Origin of the sequence: Olivibacter jilunii (assembly GCF_900607235.1) — a bacterium.
GTDB lineage: Bacteria > Bacteroidota > Bacteroidia > Sphingobacteriales > Sphingobacteriaceae > Olivibacter > Olivibacter oleidegradans.
In genome coordinates, this window is sequence record NZ_LR027857.1 from 38,500 (window position 1) to 63,724 (window position 25,225).

Sequence of the window (25,225 nt, forward strand, 5' to 3'; positions counted from 1 at the left end):
TAAAAGACGATATAAGGGGCAAAAAAAAAAAGCGACCTTTTGGTCGCATTTTTTTATTCGAGGATCAATTCGATAACCGGGATCTCCACATTCGGTTTCACCACCGGTAAGTCCACAATGAGATCGTTTTCACCGGCTGTTGCTGTTGTGTGTGCACCGGACGCGGCAGACGAACGCGAGGTGTACTTAATTTCGGAGCCGTCGTGCAGAAACTGCGCATATTTTACCTTGCCCTTATAGTCGGGTAAATACAGTGTTTTAAACGGCCATTGTAATAGGTGGACGTACAAACGCTTGGTATCCGGATTGTAGGTCAGAAAACAGTTATCAGGTTTTTTAAATGCTTCAGGGGCGGCCGTACATCCATAGATGGACCGGCTATTGTATTTCATCCATTTGCCCATACCAGCCAACCGATCAGTAGCCCGATCATCGAAATACCCTCTGGCAGTTGGCCCTACATTTAACAATAGATTTCCGCCTTTGCTTACGACTTCAATCAGCATAGCAATCAGCTGGTTGGTGCTTTTCCACGTATTTTCGTCGCGGTGATAGCCCCACGAACCGGAAAACGTTTGGCAGGTTTCCCACGGCACTCTTTTACCATTCACCTCCGGCCATTTGCTTGGCATAAACTGCTCCGGTGTTTTGTAATCCCAGCCCCAATCCGTATCGTTTAGATCTAATCGGTCGTTCACGATAATTTCGGGTTGTAGCTTGCGGGTCAGCTTTAAAATCCCTTCGCTGTCCCAGTCATCATGTCCCTTACCATCCGGACCTGGATAGGAGAAATCATAGAACAAAAGATCGATCTTTCCATAGTTAGTAAGCAGCTCGGTAATCTGGTCTTTCATAAATTGCCGATACTTACTCATATCGCGCTTACTGTTGCTCTCGCGGGCTTCCTTTTTATTGCGCAAAGCATGCGTACCGTCTACCTTAAAATCCGGATGGTGCCAATCGATTAGCGAATAGTAAAAGCCAACCTTTAAGCCGGCCTCGCGACAAGCCTCGACGAAAGGTTTCAAAAGATCTCTTTTTGCAGGCGTGTTCGGTGCTTTGTAATCACTTACCTTGGTATCCCATAAACTAAAACCCTCATGATGCCTTGCGGTGAGTACAATATATTTCATCCCAGCCTCTTTTGCATACGCTGCCCACTCTTTTGGGTTGTATAAATCCGGATCGAATATATTGAAGTACTTGTCCTTATATTCTTCAGTACTCCGTTGTTCTATCTGCTGTACCCACTCATGTCTTGCCGATACAGCATATAATCCCCAATGGATGAACATCCCAAAGCGATCGTGCCTCCACCAAGCCAGACGCTGATCTTTATGCTCTTGGCTTTCCTTCGCCCATGGGGGCGTTTCAGTGCTGCCTTGTCCGCTCGCAATCGAAACTCCAAGATATCCAATGAATAGTAGATTTAATAGAAGGGTTCTCATAATATAATTTTTGGTTTATGCATAAATACACATCCCAAAGCAGATTCAATCAAACTATATTAGCATAGTATTGAGTTATTTTAGCACCCGCTTACGATCGGCACTTTTGCGTATCCACTTTTTGACAAGACTCCCTTTCCAAAGCCAGAATCCCGAAAGAATAATGATGGGTAAGAATACAAACTTTACGGCTAAAGCCGGATATGTTAGTGCTGCCACCGGCCCGTAAATGTAGCCGAGTATTGGAATACTTAATATAATGTGTATCCAACGTATGATTTTTCTTTCTATGTGAGCCTTCATGTTACTCCTCCTTTTGTTTATGACGAGGCCGCTTATTGAGTCGTCAATTTCCTGATCACAAGCTAAATTAGTAAGCTTCGTAAGCATTTAGCGAAGAAGTAGATGTAGCCGAAGAATTTGGAGACCAATCCCTAAACTTTTGAGACCTATCACTTGGCACTTGACTTTTTAATAACAAAATCAGAGGCTAAAGAAACCTGTTCTTCCTCTTTTTCCGGATTATTAATCTTCTTGAGTAAAATATTGACAGCCTGTTGTCCTACCTCTACTAAAGGCTGTTTCACATAAGTTAGCGGACAATAAAAAAAATCAAATGCGTCACACTCGTCAAAGCAGACCACGGCCACATCGTCCGGTACTCTTAGCTTTTTGCGGTTTAAATATTTCAGGCCATGAATGGAAAGTGTGTTGGTAGCAAAAAACAACGCATCAATTTTTTGCTTTCCGTTAATTAATTCGTCAATTTTATCCTGTATTTCGCCTTCACCCATTTCATAAGTAACTTCTTTTAATAAGGCTTTTCCATATGCAGCATCTTTAACTGCCTGTTTATATCCCCTTACCCGTTCTTTCATATGAATAAGCCCATTTTTATAAGCTATCATACCGATCCGTTCGAAACCGGCATCAATTAAATGCTTTGTTGCCCTGTAGGCAGCTCCAAAATTATCGGTAATCACATAATTGGTTTGAATTTTGGGAAAATACCGGTCAATCAAGACAAAAGGGATATTGGCTTTTTTTAAGCTCTCTATCTGTGACTCCGTTCGTTCTGTGGGTGCTATAATAAACCCATCAACTTGCCTTTCAATCAATACTTCAATTAAATCTCGGGATTTTTCAGCATTTTCATCTGAGCTACCGAAGATAACGGTATAATTATATTTTTTTGCCTCATCTTCTATAGTGCGGGCGATATTTGCAAAAAAGGGGTTGGAAATATCCGCCAATATCAATCCGATCGTAAATGACTTTCCACTCTTCAAGCTTTTCGCCAACTGATTTGGTTGATAATTCATTTCCATTGCCTTTTTACGAATCACTTCGGCTATTTCTTTGCCTACTCTCGCTTCTTTTTCCTTATTATTAAGTACATAAGAAACTAAAGCGGTAGAAACTCCTACAGCCTTGGCAATGTCCTTTAACGAAACTTTTTTATTCATATAATGGCGTGAATAATGATTTAGCTTAAAGAATCTTATCAGAAGATTTAGTTCGCAAGTTACTGTTTAAACGATTAAATCTCAAATTCCAATTAATTATTGTCTTCAATAACGGGACTAAAACCTGTCCAAAATTTCCTGAGGTGTGCGTTCTGATATTCCAAAAAATATCTTTTGACCGGATTGATAAGGTTGGCGCAGTTCAAAATTTTCAAAGGCTGCCCCTCCTGGGATTTTCATGTAATGGGTAGAATCCCGACTTCCACCGCTCCAATAACGATACCTGCCGTTCACTCTTACCATTAAACGATTATCACTTCCATTGTTTTGTTCGCTACGCCAGTATTGCGTAAACTTCAGGGGTGGGCGATACCTCCAGCCCAATTTGCTTTTCGCCAAGGAATCAACCGGCCAAGCTTTTAAGGCTTGTATATCTTCATTACCGGTTGCAAATGCGAAATAACTTCCGTCAAGACTACGGAGCATGCTGCTCGCTGGATAGCTTTCCTTTTCGATAAAATCTATTCCATTATAGCCTTTATAGAGCACTCGGGAATCAATCGCGCCTTCTTTTAAATGTAGCGATCGTAGTCGTGCATAGTTTCCCATCGTCGCTGTGATATTGCAATAATCCATTTGCTTACTATCCTCCCGATTGAATAACTGAATAGCCAATTCATCCGGTCGATCACTTCGAATCGAGAGTTTTAAGTAGGGATGCGCCCCCGAGTGATATTTTTCCAGGAATACATAAATAGACAATTCCTCCAACTCGGGACGAGCGTCATCAGGGTGACTAATAACACCACGGCAATTAGCCGTTGGATAAAATGCAGTGGGATTGGGGTGATCGCTTGCCCACATTATCTTCCCCCAGCGGTTATCAACTGATGAAGGCGATATTTCGCTAAATTCGATCTTTCCATCTACAAGTGGTTCAATAGCTAAAAAATTAAGTAGATAAATTTTTCCACTTCGCTCAACGCCAACACGTATCAATCCCCTAGGACCACCACCGTAAATCGCATGCGCATCTTCGAGACCGTAGGGCCATAAACTGAAAACAATGCCTTGCCGGATTCCCCATTTCGCCACATCGTGTACATCATTCGGTCTAATCCAACGATCTTGCGCATTTAATGAAATATGCAGCAAACAGAAAAACGTAAGGAAAAAAATAAAAGACTTCATTATTTTATGATTTATAGCAAACACAGTCTTCGTCGCAGTTGACTAGTTTCTCATGCAGGCCGCTTGCAATTTCCGCCTTATTAGCTAAGCGGACCGTATCGATAATCACTTCCAGCTCAAAACTATCATCAAGACCTTTCCCTACATTCTTTTCGAGCGTAATTTTCTTTTGATCTCCTTTTTGTAAACCCGCCAGCTCCTGCTCTAATTGTGGATCAATCTTTCCATCTCCATAGAGATATTCAATGGCCGGGCCATTCATCAAATCTTCAAGAATTTCACCCTTGCTATTTGACATTCTATAGCGCAAGCTCACCACCGTATTTCTTTTTATCTTCATAAGGATTTCTTACTAATCAATAATGATCTAGGTAATGATTCGATGTGTAGGTCTGGGATATCCAGGAACAAATATACTTGTCTTCAGCAAGGCTATTTTTACACCGTTCTGTTTTGCAACCCGCTGTAAAGCTTTATCGACAATACCTTGTAACGATTTAGGCCGACATTGGACGCGTGCATTTATAAGCATCCGAAGCTTGTCAAGCTTGCCTGATAGTTGTATACGAAAATCCGCTGTTTCCATGGTAGTAAAACTTAATTTCTGACTCTCTTCTCCGCCTTCGATTAAAAATTTCAGGTGTCCTATAGGCAAATTGCGCTCGCGAATCATCCTGTTTAACATGCTAATCAATAGCTCAGCAGCGTGGCCCGCACGCCCTTCCGAAGAAACCAGCTCCAAGTTGTAATCAAGCCAAGTTAGGGCTGCCTCACCTTTCCCATATATATCATAATCAATAAAAAGTGATGTTCTTTCCTTAAAATGCTCATATGTTTCCGTTTTCTGCAACCAATTCAGAATAGATTCACGCTGTAAGGAGCTTTGAAAGACCACCTGCTTATCGGGAAATTCTTTTTTGATCAACGAAATCAAAACAGCTAATTCGGTTGGCTCTAAAAGGTCTACTTTGTTGATGATCAGCAAGTCGGCCTCCTCCAGTTGACGCTTATAAATGTAATTTACACTATCTTTAAAAATTCGGGAATGTCCCAAAGCTATAGGCAAAAGCTTCGCATCGGCGAAAACAGATAAGGTTATTTTGATTTCACCATAATATCGACGTAAAGGATTAAGAATCGTCGAAATCAAATCCGTGCAAGAACCAACCGACTCCGCAAAAATCAAATCAACCTGATGCTGCTCAAGCAGCTGATTCATATTACGAGTAAACGACTCGAAGTTGCAACAGAAGCAGCTTCCCGTCACTTCCTCAGTGAGGATGCCTTCTCGAGCCATAAATTGGGTGTCTACTAATTCCGTTCCCTGATCGTTTGTAATAACACCTACTCTAAATCCTTGCATCTGCAATAATTTGCATGCATGGTTAATAGCCGTAGTTTTCCCACTGCCCAAAAAACCGCTTAAAAGATTTAAATGCATATGCCTTTATTTTAACCAAGTCTCACTTTTTTACCTGATAGTGAAATTTCTTTCGCTGGTATTTCACCATAAACAACGTCCAACTTTGCCTGACCATTTTTTAAACTCACCAATCCAAAGCCTTTGTCTGTAGACAAGAAAGAAGAGAAATCACCGATTTTGGAATCAATATAAAGCACTTTGTCCACTGCATCGTAGCGCACTCCCGTCATTGCCTGTAAACAAGCATAACTAGCCATTGCTCTGGCATACCAACTTCCACATTCGTATTCATTAAATGGGTTTCTTATACGTCCATCATACCGCTTTCTGCAAGCGCTGATAATCTCAAGTCCTTTATCAGTTTCACCGATCTGCATCAAGTGCGAAGCTACTTGATACTCGATACCTGTCCACACCTCATTACTATACACGAAAGGCAGCGAAAGCATGCCTCCTTTAGGCCAAGTACAGAGCAACAAACCACCTTCATGTCCCATCGCATAAGTCGGTCGCTGTGGGTTGATATGATCTGTTAAATCGTTTTTGAGATTGTATTGATGCACCGCACGTAAATGGCTGTTTACCTTTTCTTGGTCTAACGGATTTTCCAATCCGCACATCGCCGCCATCCAAGCACCGATTACACCATCCGAAAGACAGCCTGTACCATATTGATACTTTGGCCCCTCTTTTTTCAATATTTCGATGGCCTCGGGTGTATACTGTGTATGAAAGGATTGCGCTTTGGTTGGATCCGGGGCCTTCAAACCTGTCCACTGTATCTTTTGAATAAAATATTCGCCATTATACAGCTGATCTTCCATATAGGCCCTTCCGCGATCATACAAAGTCTCGTAACGTTTCATATTTTTCCTTTGATAGCGCCCCATTTCGATCAGTGCCTTCAGTGCTCCTAAATAAAAGCTTGTGCACATACCATTTGGGCCCCAAAATTCGATATCATAGGTATTATGATGCGGTTCTTCCAAGATCCCTTTGCCGTTGGGATCCCAAGTTTGAATGCAATAATCCAAACTCTTTTGTACCATCGGGTAAAGCTTTTTCATCCACTCATCATCACCCGATATTCGCCAATCTCGATAAACTTTCATAATCCCGCCCAATTGGCCATCAGCCGCAGCGTGAAAATCGTGTTTCAACGGACTGATCGGCAAATTAGCTCGAAAGCCCTGATGCCCTTCTGCATTTTGATTTTCACAAAATTCCGTGAGTCGTAAGCTTCTTTCCAAGGAGGGGAACAGATGAGGCAATGCTTGCGCATAGTTCCATACATGCGTACAAGACCCGTCACAGCAACCGTTATGCGGAAAGATTCCCTCGTAGGCCCAAAGACGACCGTCGTGCTGTCTTCTTACGGTCGGCGTTTTCAAAATGCTTAAATTAGCAGCTACTGCCTCCAATACTTCAGGCGGTAAAGTGGAAGCATAAAAGGTATCCCGAAATAAGGCCGTGTTTTTATAAAGTGTTGTGTAATTGGTTTTCCAATAGTCAACCAGCTCCTCCATATGCTTAAATCTTTGGCTATACCAAGGTTTATAATTTGTAGGAATCGGCTTATCTTCCCCCATACCTAAGGCGGCCGGTGTAGTGCAACAAGCTTCTTTGCCTGTTTTGTCGTCTGGCATGGCTTGCCCTGCTTTCTCATTTGATTCGGGCACATACCATGCCATAAGGATTCGGATTTCCTTCTCTTCATTCGCCCCTAATTGAAAAGGAATAAAGAGGGAAGCTCCAGGTGCATCCTTGTCAATAGGATCTACCGCTTTTACATTGGCATCCTTAATGGTATTCCACACCATGGTTAGGGGATCAAACCAGCCTCCTCTGAACCAGCAATAATCAACAATTACCTCGTCCCTGGTATCTGCAAAAATGGCAAAGTCGGTCGCTAAATTATTTTTACCCTCTGTTTTAGCCTGCGATAGGAGGAAGCCTTTTTGTATTTTCTTTATCGATCCCTCTCCTTCCGGTTGAACTACAAAGTTTCGGCTGTTGAAAGAAAAAACAGCCTCGAGGTTTTCTTGTGAAGTATTAATGAATCGGTACGTTAAAGCACCAACCGGCAGGCTGGAATTATCGGCATCAGAAGGAACGAAAGGACTCCACGCCTCCAGTCGTACTTGTAACGGAAACTTATCATCACGTAGCTGGATCTCCGCAAAAGGAAACCGTGCTAAAAATTCAGCTTGCTCGAAGTGAGGTAGGCCATAAGTTGTACCACCACTACCGCCACCATAATCCTTATAACCGAAAAGCTTCCAGTCCGGCACCGGTCCTTCCAACACTTTCGCACTGTTTGCTCGACCTTTAATGGCTACAGCGCCAAAAATGGTAGGTTCATGAAACAGCTCCGGTTTATGACGGATGGAGACGTGCGAAATTGCGCCGGAGCCTTCCAAACAGAACATACCGGCACCGATTCCACCAATGGGAAAAGCAATCTTATCGAGGTGATGACCAACATATGGTCCGTTGAATACTCGGTCATGCTCCTCCTTCGTGAATTGTCTACAGCTTTGCTGTTCCTTTTCTATAGGGCTTTCATTGGTAGAGGCAAAGAGCGTTGAAGGTGCCGCACCTACGGCAACTCCTCCCAATGCGAGATTACGAAGAAAGTTCCGCCGATCTTTTTTCTGTTGCATAATTCATATTTTTAGGTTTAAAACTGGCTGTTAAGCCTTTTCTATACAAACGCCTAACTGATTATATCGCTGATAACGCTTTTCGTACAATTCGGTATATGTTATATTCGGATGGTAGACACGATCAAATCCTGGCCCCATCGCTTCCATCGCTTTTTCCACAGAAGGATAAATATCCGCTACGGTCGCCGCGAACATAGCAGCGCCAAGTGCACAGGTTTGCTCCGATCGATGCACTTTAAGTGGCATTCCTAGAATATCAGCTAACATTTGCATAATGAAGGGCGATTTTTGAGCGATCCCCCCTACACCAATTAGCCCCTTTACCGGAATGCCTTCTTCTTGAAATCGTTCTACTATCTTACGTGCACCAAAACAGGTTGCTTCAACCAATGAACGATATATACTAGGGGCGCTGCTTCCTAAAGTTAAGCCACTAACAAGACCTTTCAATTGCTGATTTGCGTCCGGTGTCCTTCGCCCATTTAACCAGTCAACCGCCAATTCGCTCGATTCGTCGAAAGTTAGTTTAGCAGCTTCATTTGCAAGTCCGTCCAATAATTGGTCCTGTAAACGAGCATACAGCTGGCGCGTTAAGATTGGGTCTGCAGAATTGGAGTTGGACAAATGTTGTACAGGCCATAAAAGCAGTTGTTTAAACCAAGCATATACATCCCCAAAAGCAGATTGTCCGGCCTCCAAGCCAATCATCCCCGGGATGATCGAGCCGTTTACCTGTCCGCAGATTCCTCTTACAACCCGATGTCCCAATTCATGGGGCGGCACGATTAACATATCACAAGTAGAAGTTCCCATCACCTTACTTAGAAAATAAGGTTCTATCTGCCCTCCTACAGCCCCCATATGCGCATCCATGGCCCCAATACCGATTAAAACCTGTGTGGATAAACCCAGACGATCAGCCCATTCCTCACTTAGGCTTCCGGCCAGTTGGTCAGCAGTATAAACCCTTTTGGGATAAGTTTTTACCACCTTCATCAAACGAGGATCAAGTGTCGCAAAAAAATCATCAGAAGGTAATCCATCATACTCACTTGACCAGAGCCCTTTATGTCCCGCTGTGCAGATCCCTCTTTTGATTTGATCAGCGTGCTTTCCACCTGTTAGTAAAAAAGGCATCCAATCGCAATGTTCAACCCAAGTATAACATGCCTTATACACCGCTTCATCGGACTTCACTACATGGAGTAGTTTAGCCCAAAACCATTCAGAGGAATATATTCCACCCACATACTTCAAATAATCGATATTAAATTTTTTTGCTAAAGCATTTATAGCAGCAGCCTCCTCTACCGCGGTATGATCCTTCCAAAGAACAAACATGGCATTGGGATTATCGGCAAAGCCCGGCAAAAGGGCTAGCGGCGTACCGGCAGCGTCCACTGCAACAGGTGTCGACCCTGTCGTGTCTACCGAAATGGCCCGAATATTAGCACGCACCACGCTGCCCGCCTGTTTCAGACAAGCCTTAATAGTTTGTTCTAAGCCTTCTATATAATCTTTGGGATGTTGACGAAATTGATTACGAATAGGATTGCAATACAAACCGTCTCGCCAACGCGGATAGGGGTGTACGGCGGCAGCTATCTCTTCCCCGGAATGCGCATCAACAATGAGCGCGCGCACGGAATCCGTGCCAAAATCTACACCTATACAGTAATTGGAATTCATTTCTTCAGCTTTATGCCATAAGCAGTAAGCTATAGGCCATTGGTTATTTGTTGTTCGTTATTGGTGATTAGTTACCGGTTATTCGTTGTGCCTTTCAGACAGGAGTTGTTGAACAGTTGGTCGACTATTTAACCACTCAACTATTTAACTACTTAACGTATTAATGATGATGCAAGATAATCTCATTATCATGTTCTATTTTGCCGACCCCCCAGATCGCGTACCAAGCAATGAACGCAAAACATAGCATCGGAATGAAAAACGCTACAGACATACTTGAATGATCGGCAACTACGCCCATAATAGGTGGACAAAAGGCTCCTCCTGCTACTGCCATAACAAGAAAAGAGGATGCTTTTTTTGTAAGCGACCCCAAGCCGTGGATTCCTAAAGCAAAAATAGTTGGGAACATGACAGACATAAAGAAGTAGCAGCTAAATAAGGCGATAACAGAGCCCCAACCTAATGCTAACTGTACGAAAACCATTAAGGCTGTATTAATAAGCGCATAAATAGCCAGCAATTTTTTAGGTTTTAGAAATTTCATGAGATACGCCCCGGATATTCTCCCTATCCAGAATAAGCCCATGCCTCCGATTGCAAGAATTACGGAGGCTGCCTGCTCTGCATTCTTCGGCATAAAGACCTCTCCAAAATAACCTAAGTGTTGCATCATGTTAGCGACCGGGCCTGTTACGTTTGGAATTTCTTCCGTTACGTAGTTAATGAAGAAAGAATTAACACCAGTTTGGGCGGCCACATAAAGAAACTGAGCAATTACTGCAGCAATAAAGGCAGGATGTTTTAACAGTCGGCCCATTTTCGGGTTCTCTTCAGACTCTTCCTCGCTTTTTTCCTCAATATCGGGTAATTTAATCAACATAAAAATAACAGCGACCACTACAACCACACAGCCGATGCCCATATACGGTTTTACCAGCGAATCAAATTTTTCGGCGCCGTCCTGTTGTTCGGCACCGAAAATAAACAAACCACCCATCAAAGGTCCTAAAATCCACCCCAGTCCGTTGAACGACTGGGAAATATTGATACGCCGTGCTGCAAACTCCTCCTCTTGCGAGCCTAACACGGTAGAATAGGGATTCGCGGCTGTTTCCAAACAGGCCAGTCCGCAAGCAATTACAAATAAGGCTAGCAAAAAGGGAATAAAAGCTTCAAATTTTGCTGCCGGATAAAACAAAAACGCTCCTATCCCAAAAAGGGTTAGTCCCAGAATAATTCCCTTTTGATATCCGTAACGTTTCATAAAAATGCCCGCAGGGATGGCCATTGCCAAGTAACCGATATAAAGGGAAAATTGGACAAATCCGGATTGCGCCTTAGAAACCTGTAGCGTATCCTGAAAGTGCTTATCCAACACGTCCAATAAACCATGAGCAAAGCCCCATAGCAAAAAAAGACTGCAGATAAACATAAAAGGAACGAGGTAGTTTATACCATCCTTGGTTCGGAAAAGCGACCCTGTTGTTTTTTTATTCATAAACATGGCTTATTTATATAGTGGTCCATAACTGGCACAGGCGCGGTAATCAGCACCTTCATGGTCCATACCAAAGGCATTCCAGGCGCTGGGTCTAAAAATGCGAGGGGATTCAACGTTATGCATACAAACAGGGATCCGAAGCATGGATGCCAGCGTCAATAGATCGGCACCGATATGTCCATGACTAATAGCGCCGTGGTTGGAGCCCCAAGCAGCCATTACACTATAAACGTCACGAAACGCGCCTTCTCCTGTGGTTTTCGGTACAAACCAAGTAGTTGGCCATGTGCGATCCGTTCGTTCATCCAGTAACCTATTCACATTTTCCGGAAGCTCGACAGTCCACCCTTCGGCCAGTTGCAATACCGGTCCTACACCTTTCACCAGATTTAAACGACACATCGTAACCGGCATACCGCCCTCTGTCAAAAATTTGGACGAATAGCCGCCTCCTCTAAAATAATCGAGATTTGCCGGATGCCAAGTGGTCGCTGCTAAGCAAGCTTCCACTTCTTCATCGCTAATTTCCCAATGTGGTTTCATCACAGGCTCTCCTTCGTATTTCTGTTTACCGGTGCCATCCAGCGTAGCGGCTCCGGAGTTAATTAAATGGATAAAGCCATGTTGAGCAACACCTGTAGGCCGCCAACCCGAAACACGCTCAACCGCATCCGGGCTCCAAAAGGTTCGGACATCGGCAAAAATCTGCGCTTTATTCGTCAATAAGTAATTAAACAGCATGGACACCCCGTTCAACGAATCGTTTTCGGTAGCTACTATAAAGGGGGCACGTTTGCCATTCCAATCGAAGGAAGAATTCAGCAATGCTTCTGAAAAATCGCCGTTCGGCAGGAAATCGGTCCATTGGCGTTGCCCTTGGAAGCCCGATACCAAGGCATGATGCCCGTGTGCTTCTTCAGCATAGCCCATATCCTTTAACTTTTTGTTCCCGATCATGAGGTCGCGGATAATAAGGGTCATTTTCACTACAAATTCCCAATCGTTATCTTTTTCGGCGCGCGATTTTACTTTATGAGATTGATTAAAATCCTCACCTTCTTTACAGTATTTTTTTGTCCAAGCTAGCGCCCGTTCATATTCATCCTGATCAAACAAATTCAGTTGAATTCTGCGTAGCACTTCTGACGAATCAACGTATTCATTACGCATGCCTAAATAATTCTGAAAAAAGTCAGCATCAACGATTGATCCCACTATGCCCATAGAAACCGAACCAATGGCTAAATACGATTTTCCGCGCATGATGGCTACTGCTAAACCCGCGCGTGCAAAGCTCAACAGTTTTTCTTTTACATCATCCGGAATAAAGCGATCTCCCATATCTTGTACATCCTCGCCATAGATACCAAAAGCTGGAAGTCCCTTTTGGTTGTGGGCCGCAAGGGTAGCTGCCAAATACACCGCACCAGGGCGTTCTGTCCCATTGAAACCCCAAATTGCTTTCGGCAACAAGGGATTCATATCCATTGTTTCTGAACCATAACACCAGCAAGGTGTTACAGACAAAGAAACACCGACATTTTCGGCTTCGAACTTTTGTGCACAATCGGCGGCCTCCCTTACGCCGCCGATACAAGTATCGGCAATCACACATTGCACCGGACTTCCGTCAGGGTAACGCAACTCTGACTGAAATAAAGCAGCCACATCCTGCGCCATATTCATAGTCGTTTCTTCCAATGATTCGCGGATACCTCCTAAGCGGCCGTCGATAATGGGCCTAATTCCTATTTTGGGATAGTTGTTCATTTATTAATCGTGTTAAATTCAAAAGTCAAAAGTCAAAATTCAAAACCCTGTCAGTACGTGCTACTGCCACTCTTATAATCCAGTTGCCACTGCCACAACTCACTCATGACTCCTCATTCCAATCTACCGGCAGACAGGCATCCACTACTTAACTATTTTCCTACTCAACCATTTTACGATTTCCTACTCAATTTTCGCTTCCTTCAACGATATTCCGAGCACCTTTTGCGCAATGGTGTCTAAGTCCTCTTCCTCGCCGGTAAAATGAAAGACATAATGGTGATGTGTCAATTCTTCTTTAGGCTTTAAAAAAGCAGCCGGTGATACGCTTTCAATTTCATAAAAAGGCCCCATCTGACTGCCGTCTGCTAACGGACCATCATTATAAGCATTCATTGCATCGCCGGTAAAGGGGTCCTTATCCGGTGTCCACTCTTGGTTGAGATAAGTTGCTTTCGGGTGAATATCGAAATAAGTGATGGTTAACACTTTCGTGTCCGCAGCATAGCTGCCTGCAATTGGCTTAACGCGTTGAGGAGGTATGCCGAGCTTCCCTCGCGATTTTCCATCAGCCTTAAACAACAGCACGCTATCCTTTGCGATCAGTCTGTCCTTTGATATCTCTCCGAAATAATCCGTAGTAGCAATTTTACCCTTAACTTCCTTCTCAAACGGAATTATAATGACGGTTTTAGGCGTCGGAGTGAACATATCTAAGCTCCATAGACAAGGTGCGCCACTTTGCTTATCCCAAGCTTTGTCACCTTGATTAAGGATTTTATTAGTTGTTCGAAAACCTACTGTTTTTATGCTTTCACTCCAAGAAAGTCCCAGTACTTGCTCGATATCCTTTTTTTCAAGAATTTCGATGTTTCTCGAAAGTTGGATTTGTAGCTCAGTACCGGCATAATTCGTAATCGCAGTCTGCTTATGAAGCGTTACCTCTCTATCATTGGAAGCGCTGACTTCCCAAGGCTCTGTATCTACTGCCGACGGAGTATGCCAATTAGCAAACTCCATTGTGCTTTTCGGTTCAAAGAACAAAGAGAACTTCCCGCCTTCCGGCCCTAACCATAACCTATCTTCGCCTCCGTAAGCATTCATGTGCTCATCTTTCTTATCAAAAGCAGCGTAGTTGATCCAGCCAAAACTTCTACCCCTTTCTCCATCTGCCGTACTGGTAAATACCTTTGCTTGATATTTGGGCGAGACTACCACCTGCGCATCTCCGTGCACATCTTTAAGCACAATAACACTATCCCGTTTAGATAAAAAGGCAATATCATAACCGAACGAGCCGGGTTTATAGGTGGTCATTTCTTTAGAGGCTATCGTTGCTTGTTTATCTGATTTTTTTGACGATTGACTGCAAGCAACACTAAAAAGAGCCAGTATGCTTGAGACAATAATACGCTGCTTCATTCTTTTCATCTTAGTTAACTTCCAAATCGTTTTTCGCCGGTAATTTCGGAAAACGAGCATGGGGCTCGCGTTGATACCAGAAAGCAACGGTAATAATATCCGATTTTTGCGGTAAATATCGTCCCTCGGAACGCCATCCTAAGTCTTGAATCGTCACCTTCAGATCACTATCGAAGCGGATTGGGTCCATAATGTGCCAGCGATACATGCCAAAGCGTTGTTGCGCTTGATAGACACCGTCTGGACGGATCACCTGATGCAAACCGGCGAAGGGCGTGCAGTATTCCTGATATTGATGTGTTTTCTTATTTTCAAAATTGTAAGAACCGCAGAAGTAATCCTCGGTACCCGTACCTACAATAGTAGCGAAGTCTTTATCGCCATCCATAAAGAACTTAATCTCGCCTTCACCCCACCAGCCGTTATTGTTTACGCCTACGCCCATGTAGGTACCTACATAATGACCTTTTCCTTTGACGCCATCTAAAATGGTGTGAAGCGAAGTTGAATTTGGATTTGAACGGCGGTATTGTGCATGTAAATAAGCCTCCTCTTCCCCTACATCTGTTAACGTATAATCTACCTGATAATACAGGTTCATGGGTTCGCTGTTAATATTTTCAACCGTAATTCTACATTTTTTTCGGAACGGCATCTTCCAATAACAATTAAAGGCACTACCCGGATTCACCGTGACTGCCATAGAGCTCAACGGAGCGAATTCGTTCCAAGCCATTCCGAAAAAAGCACCAACCGGAGCTTCAATAGAAGGCTCCGTTTCATCATCCCAATAGAAACGGATAATAGAGTAACTCCAATTGCCTGTAGGTGTCATCCAGATATGCTGCACCGCCCCTGGGCCTTCCATTTCAGCAATCGTGAAGGTCTCGCCTCCATTGATAGTAATATAAGGATTCACTTTCCAACCAAGACCTAAGTCACGTGCCTGAGAGGCGGAATTCGCTACATTTCGCTGACCTGCCTGCTTAACCGGATCTGCCATACCGCCCTTTCCTTTAGCACCGGAAAAATTTTCGGGACTAATTGAACGGGTTTTGGCATCCGATAACTTGGACAGCGTGCCCATGTTCATGTCGAGACCATTGAATGCGCCCTGTTGCTGTGCGTACGTAAATGAATAAATGAAAAGACCGATTAGCGCTGCCAGAAATTTTTTCATCATATTTTTCTTAAGGTTCATAAAAGCATTAGTTTAATAATTGGAAACCGATTGCCGGTTATCTTCATTTTGGTTTTACAATAGTAAGCTTAATCGTTTAAACAAACAAATAAAAGCCATTTATTTTTTATCATTTCTTCAACAATCCGTCTCACTGACCTTCGGCAATAACCGCCGTTTGGCCTAAAGAATAGATATTACTTGAATAGTTTACATCTTTTACTTTTGTCGAACCGTTTAGCTTAATGGTTATATGGTAAGTTTTAGCAATATCGGGAATTTCATAAATGAATTCTGAAGGTGCGTTTGACAATGTCGTATTGAAAACAGGAAGCGTTTTAGTCACGTTAACGATTTCCTTAACTTCAACAAAAACGTTGACCGGTAGTTCTATCTCGTTTGGAATATTGTCTGGAATATTCCATGTTAAGCGAACATGCTTATCATCTACTCGCTGCATAGTTAATCCCTCAACGGCAGGTAAACTTACTCCATCTTTTCTTTCCAGCATATCGCGATCGTTACAACCGGTAAAAAAGAGCGCGGACAGCGAGAATATATATATAAGTACTATTTTCATAATATGATAGTTTAATAGCCGGGATTTTGTTTATAACTACCTTTAGACCAATTCATCTGCGCTTGGGGGATCGGCAAAAATTCATCTCTACCTGCGGTAAAGCGCCCTTGATTATACCAATCAAATCGCGTTTTCTCTTTATTAATAAAAGCATTCATAACAGGTTCTAACTGTCCCCATCGCATCAAATCAAAAAAGCGTCGCCCCTCCATGGAAAATTCCAATCTGTTTTCCCACATCAAAGCCTGCCAAGCGAACTCTTTTGTCCAGGTCACGTTTACCCCAGGTTTATACGTTTCCACTTTATAATCCATCCACAAAGAACCATCCGGTTTATGCAAGCGCTGTGTACTGTTCGCGGCTCGTTGGCGTATACGATTAATCAATGGCAATGCTTCATTAAAGCGATCGAGCTGGATAAGTACCTCGGCCTTCCACAGTAAAACTTCGGAGTAGCGGATAACTTTTTCATTCATCGAATTCATTACATAAAATGGCCGAAAAATACAGTCGCAATCGGGATGAACCTGTTCTTTCATGGAGTTGAAGTAGCCATATTGGAAAGGAGCGCGTGACCCTGATTCTTGATACAATAAATTATTATCGTATTTCCAGGGATAGCCTGGTATAGCAGCTGTATGACTTAATCGTGGATCAAATTCATGACTTTTAAAAAATTCAACATAGGTATTGCCTTTCATTTCCGTATTGTTGTAGTTCTGGAAATCAGGCAAACCCGTTTCGTCTGTTTTAAAAGCATTGATCATTGTATGTGAAACTTTATTGAAGTCGCAGCAGGTAAAGTATGGCGCCCACCAGGGAGCATTGAGCTCATTACCTCGATTGATATGACCATCCGTTGTGCCGTCATCAATGGAATATTGTATCTCCCAAAGCGCCTCCTTGGTAGCGTTATCGAATTCAATCATAAAATTATCTCCAAAGTCCGCTTGTAAATCATAAACAGCCCCGTCTACGGCCATAATTGCATCTAAGTGGTCCAATGCTCTCTGCAGCGTTTCCTTGTTAATGTTAATCACTTGATGCCGATCGTTTTGTTCGTATGCTCTAAAAAGCAAGGCCTTTGCAGCTAGCGCGTGTGCCGCATATTTTGTTGGTCGACCTTTTTCAGCTTGGGTCTCAGGCAAAATAGCTGCCGCATCTTCGAAATTTTGAATAATCCAATCCCATAAAGGCAAATCATTCGCCATGCCATCCGGTCGATTCGAAATACCTTCTACCACTACTGCGTCAGAAGGTGTGTTCTCGTCAATTATGGGCACATATTTCCATCTTAGTTTCATACCAAGGTAGATCCATCCGCGTAGAAATTTCATTTCTGCGATTCGCTGATCCTTATTTGGAAACGTGGACGCATCTACCGCATTCAGTAAACGCAAAGCAATGTTTGCTCGGCTAATCCCAACATAACCGCGGTACCAAGGACCGTCGTTATTGCCGACGTTTGGTGTTACACCGGTAAAGGTTTCCATTTCGTACCACGGTGTTTGATCACTCAAACCACCACCTCCCTTATAAGCGTCATCTGAACGAACAGATTGAATCCAGGGATTGTGTGTGTCTGCAAATCCCAACGAAGACATGTGTGAATAGGCGGCCACTACAAAACTTTCTATTTGAGCAGGGTCTTCTGCTTGACTTTGCGATAAAACACCCTTGGTGTCGACCTCTAAAAATTTCTGACACCCCGCTGATAAGATCAGTAAAGTCAGGGTTATATACAATTGAACTGTTTTCATCATAATAAGATTAGAATGTCACATTAACTCCTACAAATAATGTTCTTGGCATTGGGTAACCAAAACCCGGATTTTCGGGATCTCCCCCTGTAAACCGGTCATCTCCCCAAGTTTTCTTCAGCGTAAACAAGTTTTGACCTGATACGTAAAGTCGAAGTCTGCTTAAGTGCCAAGAATCCATCCACTTTTGAGGGAATGTATAGCCGATATCTAATGTTCGCAACTTGATATAAGATCCGTTTTCAATAAAGTAGGTTGATAACCTTTTTTCTCCATTTGCATCACGCCTAGATAAAGCAGGGATGTCTGAGTCCGGGTTATGAGGTGTCCACGCGTCTAGTATGCGACTGGGATGATTCCGGTCATTCTGAACTCCGATATTCCAGAAATCGCTTAGTTCTTTCCACGTATTACGAACATCATTCCCAAATACGCCTTGAAGGAAAAAGGTTATATCGAAATTTTTGTAACGCGCCTCGAAATTTAAGCCTGCCATTAAATCAGGATCGGTAATCGCAATCCATGTACGATCATAAATTTCGTTAATCACGCCGTCACCATCGAGATCCTTATAGCGAATCCTACCGACCCCTTTTCCTTGCTGTTGTGGCGCATTATCAACTTCTTCCTGGGTTTTGAAAATACCATCGGCTACCAATCCGTATAACGAGTTTAACGGCCGACCAATAATATCATCCGTTAAGCCATTTCCACCATAAGCAAAGCGAACATTTGCTGGTACATCGTGCACTTCATTTTTATAGGCCGAAAAATTCCCTGTGATCGTGTATGAAAAGTCATTTCTTGATTCCCCCCAGCTGAGCAAAAATTCGAAACCTTTGTTGGTCATATTGGCTCCATTCACCCACCGGTAACCTCCTTCTCCCAAGGCTGCAATGTAAGGCGGTTCAAAAAGCATATCCGTGGTCTTTTTGGTAAACCAATCAAAGGACCCCGATAAGCGATTATCAAGAAACGCATAGTCGACCCCTATATTGGTCTGCGTTGTTGTTTCCCATTTGAGGTCAGGATTCCCCAAACTACTCCTTCTGTAACCAGATGGAATATTACCTGAGGGATTCCCGCCTATTGCATAGGAGGTGCCATTCACATCCGGAACATAAATATCGGTGAATCTCCCCGTTAAAACAGGTTGTGAGTTACCATTTTTACCCCAGCTGGCGCGGAGTTTCAAATCTGATAAAAAATCAGCTTGTTTCAAAAATGCTTCATCTTTTAATCTCCATCCCGCTGAAAAAGCCGGGAAGTTACCATATCGATTATTCTCTCCAAAAACGGAGGCGCCATCACGTCTAAAAGTGGCCGACAGCAGATATTTGGATTTATAAGCATAGTTGATTTTTCCAAAGAAGGACAAAATACGCCGTTCGTTTCCCCCTCCCGCGAGGTCCCTTCTTTCTCCCGTAGCAGTAGATAGATAGGCATAAGCTCGGTCTTCCAGCAGAATCCCTTCGCGATATACATTTACACTTTCATTGGTAAATTTATAGGTTTCAATACCTCCTAAGATATCGAAGCGATTGTTATTCAACTCCAAGTTATAGACTAAGGTATTGGTCCAGGTTTGACCGATATCGTGCCAGTTGTTTTGTCTAACCCCATTTAAACTGCTGCTTTTGCCCCCTGCCTCTTCCCACTTCCGCTGGATATTTCGATCATACCACATACTGTAATCGACACCATATTGTGTTTTAAAGTTCAGGTTATCTAATATTTTCACATTAGCATAGGCAGTTCCCAAAACCTTCATAAAATTTCCAATGTTATCTTTATTAAGCATTAGGTCACGGATTGGGTTATTAAAGTCATCCATGCCTAACGGCATAGCTACACCACCCCAAGCTCCGTTGTTATCGTACACCGGAATGTTCGGAGGCATAACTAAAAATTCGTAAGTTCGGCTGACATCCCGAAAACGCAGATGGGTAAGCGTTAAATTTTCGCCGATCGTCACTCGTCCGTTGAGTAATTGGTATTCGTTATTAAAGCGTCCTGCCAAACGTTTAAAATATGAAGTAAGCTGTGTACCTTCGTTGTTATAATAATTCAAAGAAAAGAGGCTAGTCGATTTTTCACCTCCCCCCGTTATTGTCAACTGGTGATTGGTTTGAATCCCCTCCCTCGTCCCTTCCTTAAACCAATTTGTGTTTGATGAAGGCATTGTTTGAGCCGCATTTAACCACGGAATTGGTGTTACACTGTTTAGTACCGGGACACCATTGTTATCATAGTTCCAATCGTAATCATAAATCCGTATCGCAGTAGACGGATCATCCCCATCATTAACAGTAGCTTGCCATAGGCCACGCCCATAACCAACGGCATCGAGCATTTTTGGTACACCGGTAATCTTAGATGTTCCGACATAACCTTCATAGGTGATCTGTGTACCTCCTTTTTGTCCTTTCCTTGTGTTTACCAGAATAACACCCCCAGCTGCACGCGCACCATAAATAGAAGCGGATGACGCGTCTTTCAAGATCTGAATCGATTCAATATCATTAGGATTGATATCCCGAAGATTGATATTTACCGGTTGTCCATCAAGTACGATCAACGCCGGCGCAGAATTGAAGGAAGTAACTCCGCGAACCTGGATACCTACGTTTTCGGCCGGGTTACCATCGGTTGTGATCCGGACGCCCGGAATTTTACCTTGGAGGGATCGCATCACATTGGCGCTGGGTGTTTTCGTAAAATCTGCTCTTTTTATCAAGCTGACAGCTCCTGTTAAATCCGCTTTCTTTTGGGTCATGTAACCAGTTGAAACAACCACCTCTTCGAGTGCTTGCGCATCATCGCTTAAGGTAACCGTATACTCACGAACACTCGTCAACGTTAATTCTAAAACCTCTTTTCCGACATATGTAAATAGCAAATGCGTTGTGTTAATGGGCACATCCATTTCAAAACGTCCCAAGGAATCGGTTTGCGTGCTGGCGGCGATGCCCTTTACGGACACACTAACACCGGCCAACCGTTCCCCCGCTTCATCTAGTACACGACCAATGATTTTTCGGGTTTGCTGACGGGCATGCGCTTCGAAAGTTTGTGCACCGATCAGGTAAATGAGCAATGTGCCTACACATAACGCTCGTATAAAAGGTATAGGCAAAAGAGTCTCTCCTCTACAGCGCCATGCTGCGAGTCGTTGTAAAAAATTCATTAGCATAATGAGTTAAGTTTTCTAATTGGTTCGTTATTCGCTCCTATCGGGCGCAAGCTCAAACTTTCGATAGGAGCTTAACCTGAATTGAATGATTGTTTCATAAGTTTTTCATTAGCTTAATCGATTAAACAAATGTGTTTTAAATATCCCCGTTTCTAATTCTGTTTATCGTAATTTTATTAGCAAGTCTCTCTTTAAACGTTTAAGCAAACTGCTTCTGTGACCGTATCAAGGAGATTAGTAAGAAGAAAAATATTTGGCTTATAATGATACAATATTAAGCTTAATCGGTTAAGCAAGCAAATTTATTGTTCTACAAATTGTATCAATGATTCGTCTATTTGTCTCAAATAGAATAAATAGCAGAGAAGTAATAAAATAGTAAAGGGAGCGGTTAACCACTCCCCAATTACCAATTTCCTCATTTCCTATTTCAGTAAAAGCGATCTTTAAATTCCGGCGCCTACGGCGCGATCGAGATGCACATAACCGCCGTCTACATGGATTAATTGCCCCGTTGTATGGGAAGACTGGGGCGATAATAAAAACACGGCCATGGCTGCAATTTCTTCAGACGTAGTCATTCGATTTTCCAGTGGGATTCTGCTTGTTATTTGTCTAAGCGTTTCCTCTGGATTGTCTAAGGTTTGTATCCAGCTATCATATTGAGGTGTGGCACATTCTGCTACGACGATGGCGTTGACTCGAATATGATAAGGCAATAGTTCGACAGCCCATTCCCGCGTCAGTGCATTCCTTGCTCCATTGGAAGCTGCATAGGCGGATGTTCCTCCCTGTCCGGTTTCGGCCGTTTTTGAGCTAATGTTCAGAATCACCCCTTTATGCTCTTTGAGTGAAGGTAGCGCATAATGCGCCATAAGATAATAATGTACTAAACTATTATGAAGTCCTTTCAAAAACAACTCGTAATTTCCACTCTCTAAACTGACTCCATCGTTCAGTCCGGCATTGTTTACCAGCCCATCAATTCTACCGAACTTCCTTAAGGTCTGCTCCACAGCATTCTTACAGGCCTCTGCTTGGGTTAATTCGGCTTCCACACCGAAAGCCCGTCCACCCTGCGCAATAATTTCATCCACAACGGTATCATTGTCGGGCTTTTTTCTACCAATAATAACCGGTACAGCCCCTTCCTTTGCTAAGGTCACCGCTATACTTCGGCCAATACCTTTCGCTCCCCCTGTTACAATGATGATTTTATCTTTAAGTTTTAAATCCATTTGTTGTAGCTTTGAGCTATCAGCTTTCGGTTTTCAGCTTTCTGCTCAGCGAAATTAGCTGATGGCTGATATCCGATAGCCGACAGCTAATTAAAGTCTGTAAAATTCCTCTGCGTTTTTATACCATATCGCTTCTTGCTCCGCTAATGTTAGCGATCCGAGATGCTTATCTAACAAACTTACAACCTGTTCATATTGGGCCGCCACCAGGCAAACCGGCCAATCGGAACCGAACATAAGTCTGGAAGGGCCAAACGTATCCAAGAGATGATTGATATAAAATGAAAAATCATCCATCTTCCAGTGCTTCCAATTCGCTTCGGTCACCATGCCCGACAGCTTGCAATATAAGTTGTTATGACGCGCTAATAGGGCCATCTCGGTTGCCCAAGGTTCTGTCTTTTTAGCAGCGATGTAAGGCTTAGCTAAGTGATCGATTACAAAGCGTTGTTCACTATCGAAATGCGTAAGGAACTTAATGACAGCAGGTAATTGCTTAGGTTTAACCAATATATCATAACTAAATCCAAATTTGTGCAATGCTGCCACACCTCGGATAAAGGATGGACTCAACATAAAGTGAGGGTCGGGCTCTCCTTGCAAAATATGCCTGAATCCTTTCAATTTGGGAAACAGACTATAATGAGCCAAACGCTCTTCGATATGTGCAGTTTTCAAATCGACCCAGCCCACTACGCCTTTAATGAACGAGAATTGTTTTGCCAGATTCAGCAAAAAGTTAGTCTCCTGTTCAGACTGATCAGCTTGTACAGCTACGCAAGCATCGACTTCATTGGCTTGCAAAAGGCCCTCCAAATCCGTAGGTAAAAAGTCATGCTGGATAGCGGCCATGTCGTCTGTTATCCAAGCATCTTTCACAGCATTATAATTCCAAAAATGTTGATGCGAATCAATGCGCTTCATAAGCTTTTACTACTTGTTTAGAGGTGCCTAGACCTTCAGCTCCCAACTCCACTATATCCCCAGGCTTTAAGTATACGGGTGGATTAAATCCGAGACCCACTCCTGCCGGTGTTCCTGTAGAGATAACATCTCCAGGCAATAAGGTCATAAACTGGCTAATATACGAAACAATGAATGGTACTTTAAAAATTAGATTCTTAGTATTGCCATCTTGAACAACTTTACCATTAACACTGAGCCATAAACGGACATTATTTATATCGCTTATCTCATCTTGGGTCGCCAAAAAAGGACCTATAGGAGCAAAGGTATCGCATCCTTTTCCCTTATCCCATGTTCCGCCGCGCTCTAATTGATATTCTCTTTCAGAGACATCATTATGTAATACATAACCAGCAACATAATCCATGGCTGCTGTCTCTTCTACGTAACTCGCTTTCTTTCCAATGACAATACCAAATTCGACCTCCCAGTCCGTTTTAGTAGAACCTTTCGGTATAACGATCGCATCATTTGGTCCAACCATTGAAGTGGTCGATTTCATAAATATGATGGGTTCGGCAGGAATCTTCGCATTGGTTTCTTCTGCATGATCGCGATAGTTCAAACCAATACAGACAATTTTTGATGGCCTGGCAATCGGGCTGCCCAGTCGCGTTCCTTCGGGGACCTCCACTAAGGTTTCCTTATTTGCCTTTATAAACTCTTCTAAGCGAGCCAATCCATTTTCTTGGAAGAACTGCTCGTTAAAATCACCGCCGAAAGCGGATACATCGTAATTTTTTTCTTCTATCTGTACACCTATTTTTTCACGGCTAGGCTCACCGTAACGGATTAGTTTCATATTATTATTAGCTTTTAGCTTTTAGCTATCAGGCATCGGCCTTCAGCTTTAATTCGTTTTCAATTGGCCGAAAGCTGACTTCTGAAAGCAGAAAGCTGTTAATTATTCAACTTAATAAAGCCTCCATCAATTGGATAGTCATTGCCCGTAATGAAATCAGCTTCGTCAGAACATAGATAAAGTGCTAACGAGGCTATTTCCTCCGGTTTAGCCATCCGTCCAATGGGCTGGCTAGCGGCTAATTTAGCAAACATTTCTTCTTCTTTGCCCGGATAATTTTTAGCAATAAAGCCGTCCACAAAAGGTGTATGTACTCTTGCCGGCGAAATACTATTACAGCGTATCCCATAATCAATATAATCACGAGCAACCGACAATGTCATCGCAGCAATAGCACCTTTGCTCATGGAATAGGCAAATCGATCAGTAATACCAACCTGTGAGGCAATTGATGCCAAATTCAGAATGGCACCCTTTTTTCGCTCTTTCATCAAGGGGATAACACTAAACAAAGCATTATAAGCTCCTTTGACATTCACACTGTAAACACGTTCGAAATCTTCCACTTTACAGTTTTCTAAATTGCCGACATGAGCAATACCGGCATTATTCACCAAAATATCCACCGCTCCGATTCCCTGCACAACCGCTAGCATTTCGCTTTGATCGCTCACATTCACAGCGTGAGAGAAAGCCTTCCCACCGGCTTCCTTAATCTCGTCTCTAACAGCCGAAGCCGCTGACTCATTAAGTTCTAATATATGCACTTCAGCCCCCTGCTTTCCAAACAACAAGCTGATTGCTCTTCCGATACCACTTCCCCCTCCTGTAATAATCGCTTTTTTTCCAGTTAAATCAAACATCATATTTTATTTTTAGCTATCGGCCTTCAGCATTCAGCTTTCAGCCCCTTTATACCTCTCACCT

General features: G+C 43.0%; 19 protein-coding genes. All 19 read right to left on the reverse strand.

Features of this window, described 5'->3' with window-relative positions; all coding sequences use genetic code 11:
* Positions 1–53: 53 nt before the first annotated feature.
* The 19 genes from E0E36_RS23920 to E0E36_RS24010 all read right to left on the reverse strand — a co-directional run bounded on the left by E0E36_RS23920 (position 54) and on the right by E0E36_RS24010 (position 25,161).
* Positions 54–1,448, reverse strand: a complete 1,395-nt coding sequence (locus tag E0E36_RS23920; protein WP_130858070.1) for an alpha-L-fucosidase — start codon at positions 1,446–1,448, stop codon at positions 54–56.
* A 75-nt stretch (positions 1,449–1,523) separates the two neighbouring features.
* Entirely contained in the window at positions 1,524–1,751 is a 228-nt protein-coding gene (locus E0E36_RS23925) for a hypothetical protein (RefSeq protein ID WP_013663913.1), read from the reverse strand.
* Between the two features lie 149 nt (positions 1,752–1,900).
* Positions 1,901–2,914 (reverse strand): LacI family DNA-binding transcriptional regulator, encoded by a 1,014-nt coding sequence (locus E0E36_RS23930; RefSeq protein WP_130858071.1) that lies wholly within the window; start codon positions 2,912–2,914, stop codon positions 1,901–1,903.
* Positions 2,915–3,031: 117 nt separating this feature from the next.
* On the reverse strand, positions 3,032–4,105 hold the full coding sequence (locus E0E36_RS23935) for a hypothetical protein (protein WP_130858072.1): 1,074 nt from the start codon (positions 4,103–4,105) through the stop codon (positions 3,032–3,034).
* Between the two features lie 4 nt (positions 4,106–4,109).
* Positions 4,110–4,445 (reverse strand): peptidylprolyl isomerase, encoded by a 336-nt coding sequence (locus E0E36_RS23940; RefSeq protein WP_049794939.1) that lies wholly within the window; start codon positions 4,443–4,445, stop codon positions 4,110–4,112.
* A gap of 27 nt (positions 4,446–4,472) precedes the next feature.
* Positions 4,473–5,546, reverse strand: coding sequence for a GTP-binding protein (locus E0E36_RS23945; protein WP_130858073.1), 1,074 nt, complete (start codon positions 5,544–5,546; stop codon positions 4,473–4,475).
* 11 nt (positions 5,547–5,557) lie between these two features.
* Positions 5,558–8,191: a GH116 family glycosyl hydrolase gene (locus E0E36_RS23950; protein ID WP_130858074.1), complete on the reverse strand. Its 2,634-nt coding sequence runs from the start codon at positions 8,189–8,191 to the stop codon at positions 5,558–5,560.
* Between the two features lie 30 nt (positions 8,192–8,221).
* The gene (locus E0E36_RS23955) at positions 8,222–9,883 is read right to left on the reverse strand and encodes a ribulokinase (protein ID WP_130858075.1); all 1,662 of its coding nucleotides are present in this window, start codon (positions 9,881–9,883) and stop codon (positions 8,222–8,224) included.
* A gap of 160 nt (positions 9,884–10,043) precedes the next feature.
* Positions 10,044–11,384, reverse strand: coding sequence for an L-fucose:H+ symporter permease (gene fucP / locus E0E36_RS23960; RefSeq protein ID WP_130858076.1), 1,341 nt, complete (start codon positions 11,382–11,384; stop codon positions 10,044–10,046).
* 9 nt (positions 11,385–11,393) lie between these two features.
* On the reverse strand, positions 11,394–13,157 hold the full coding sequence (locus E0E36_RS23965) for an L-fucose isomerase (protein ID WP_130858077.1): 1,764 nt from the start codon (positions 13,155–13,157) through the stop codon (positions 11,394–11,396).
* 183 nt (positions 13,158–13,340) lie between these two features.
* Complete coding sequence (locus E0E36_RS23970; RefSeq protein ID WP_130858078.1) at positions 13,341–14,579, reverse strand: DUF6786 family protein; 1,239 nt, start codon at positions 14,577–14,579, stop codon at positions 13,341–13,343.
* Between the two features lie 10 nt (positions 14,580–14,589).
* Positions 14,590–15,780, reverse strand: a complete 1,191-nt coding sequence (locus E0E36_RS23975; protein ID WP_013663922.1) for a glycoside hydrolase family 172 protein — start codon at positions 15,778–15,780, stop codon at positions 14,590–14,592.
* 130 nt (positions 15,781–15,910) lie between these two features.
* Positions 15,911–16,339, reverse strand: a complete 429-nt coding sequence (locus E0E36_RS23980; protein WP_130858079.1) for a DUF4945 domain-containing protein — start codon at positions 16,337–16,339, stop codon at positions 15,911–15,913.
* Between the two features lie 11 nt (positions 16,340–16,350).
* On the reverse strand, positions 16,351–18,102 hold the full coding sequence (locus tag E0E36_RS23985; protein ID WP_130858080.1) for a RagB/SusD family nutrient uptake outer membrane protein: 1,752 nt from the start codon (positions 18,100–18,102) through the stop codon (positions 16,351–16,353).
* Between the two features lie 7 nt (positions 18,103–18,109).
* Positions 18,110–21,286 (reverse strand): SusC/RagA family TonB-linked outer membrane protein, encoded by a 3,177-nt coding sequence (locus E0E36_RS23990; protein ID WP_130858081.1) that lies wholly within the window; start codon positions 21,284–21,286, stop codon positions 18,110–18,112.
* A gap of 452 nt (positions 21,287–21,738) precedes the next feature.
* On the reverse strand, positions 21,739–22,530 hold the full coding sequence (locus E0E36_RS23995; protein ID WP_130858082.1) for an L-fucose dehydrogenase: 792 nt from the start codon (positions 22,528–22,530) through the stop codon (positions 21,739–21,741).
* A 90-nt stretch (positions 22,531–22,620) separates the two neighbouring features.
* Entirely contained in the window at positions 22,621–23,454 is an 834-nt protein-coding gene (locus E0E36_RS24000; RefSeq protein WP_130858083.1) for an amidohydrolase family protein, read from the reverse strand.
* Positions 23,441–24,298, reverse strand: a complete 858-nt coding sequence (locus E0E36_RS24005; protein WP_130858084.1) for a fumarylacetoacetate hydrolase family protein — start codon at positions 24,296–24,298, stop codon at positions 23,441–23,443. The genes E0E36_RS24000 and E0E36_RS24005 overlap by 14 nt, the downstream gene beginning before the upstream one ends.
* A 98-nt stretch (positions 24,299–24,396) precedes the next feature.
* On the reverse strand, positions 24,397–25,161 hold the full coding sequence (locus E0E36_RS24010) for an SDR family NAD(P)-dependent oxidoreductase (protein WP_130858146.1): 765 nt from the start codon (positions 25,159–25,161) through the stop codon (positions 24,397–24,399).
* Between the last annotated feature and the right edge of the window lie 64 nt (positions 25,162–25,225).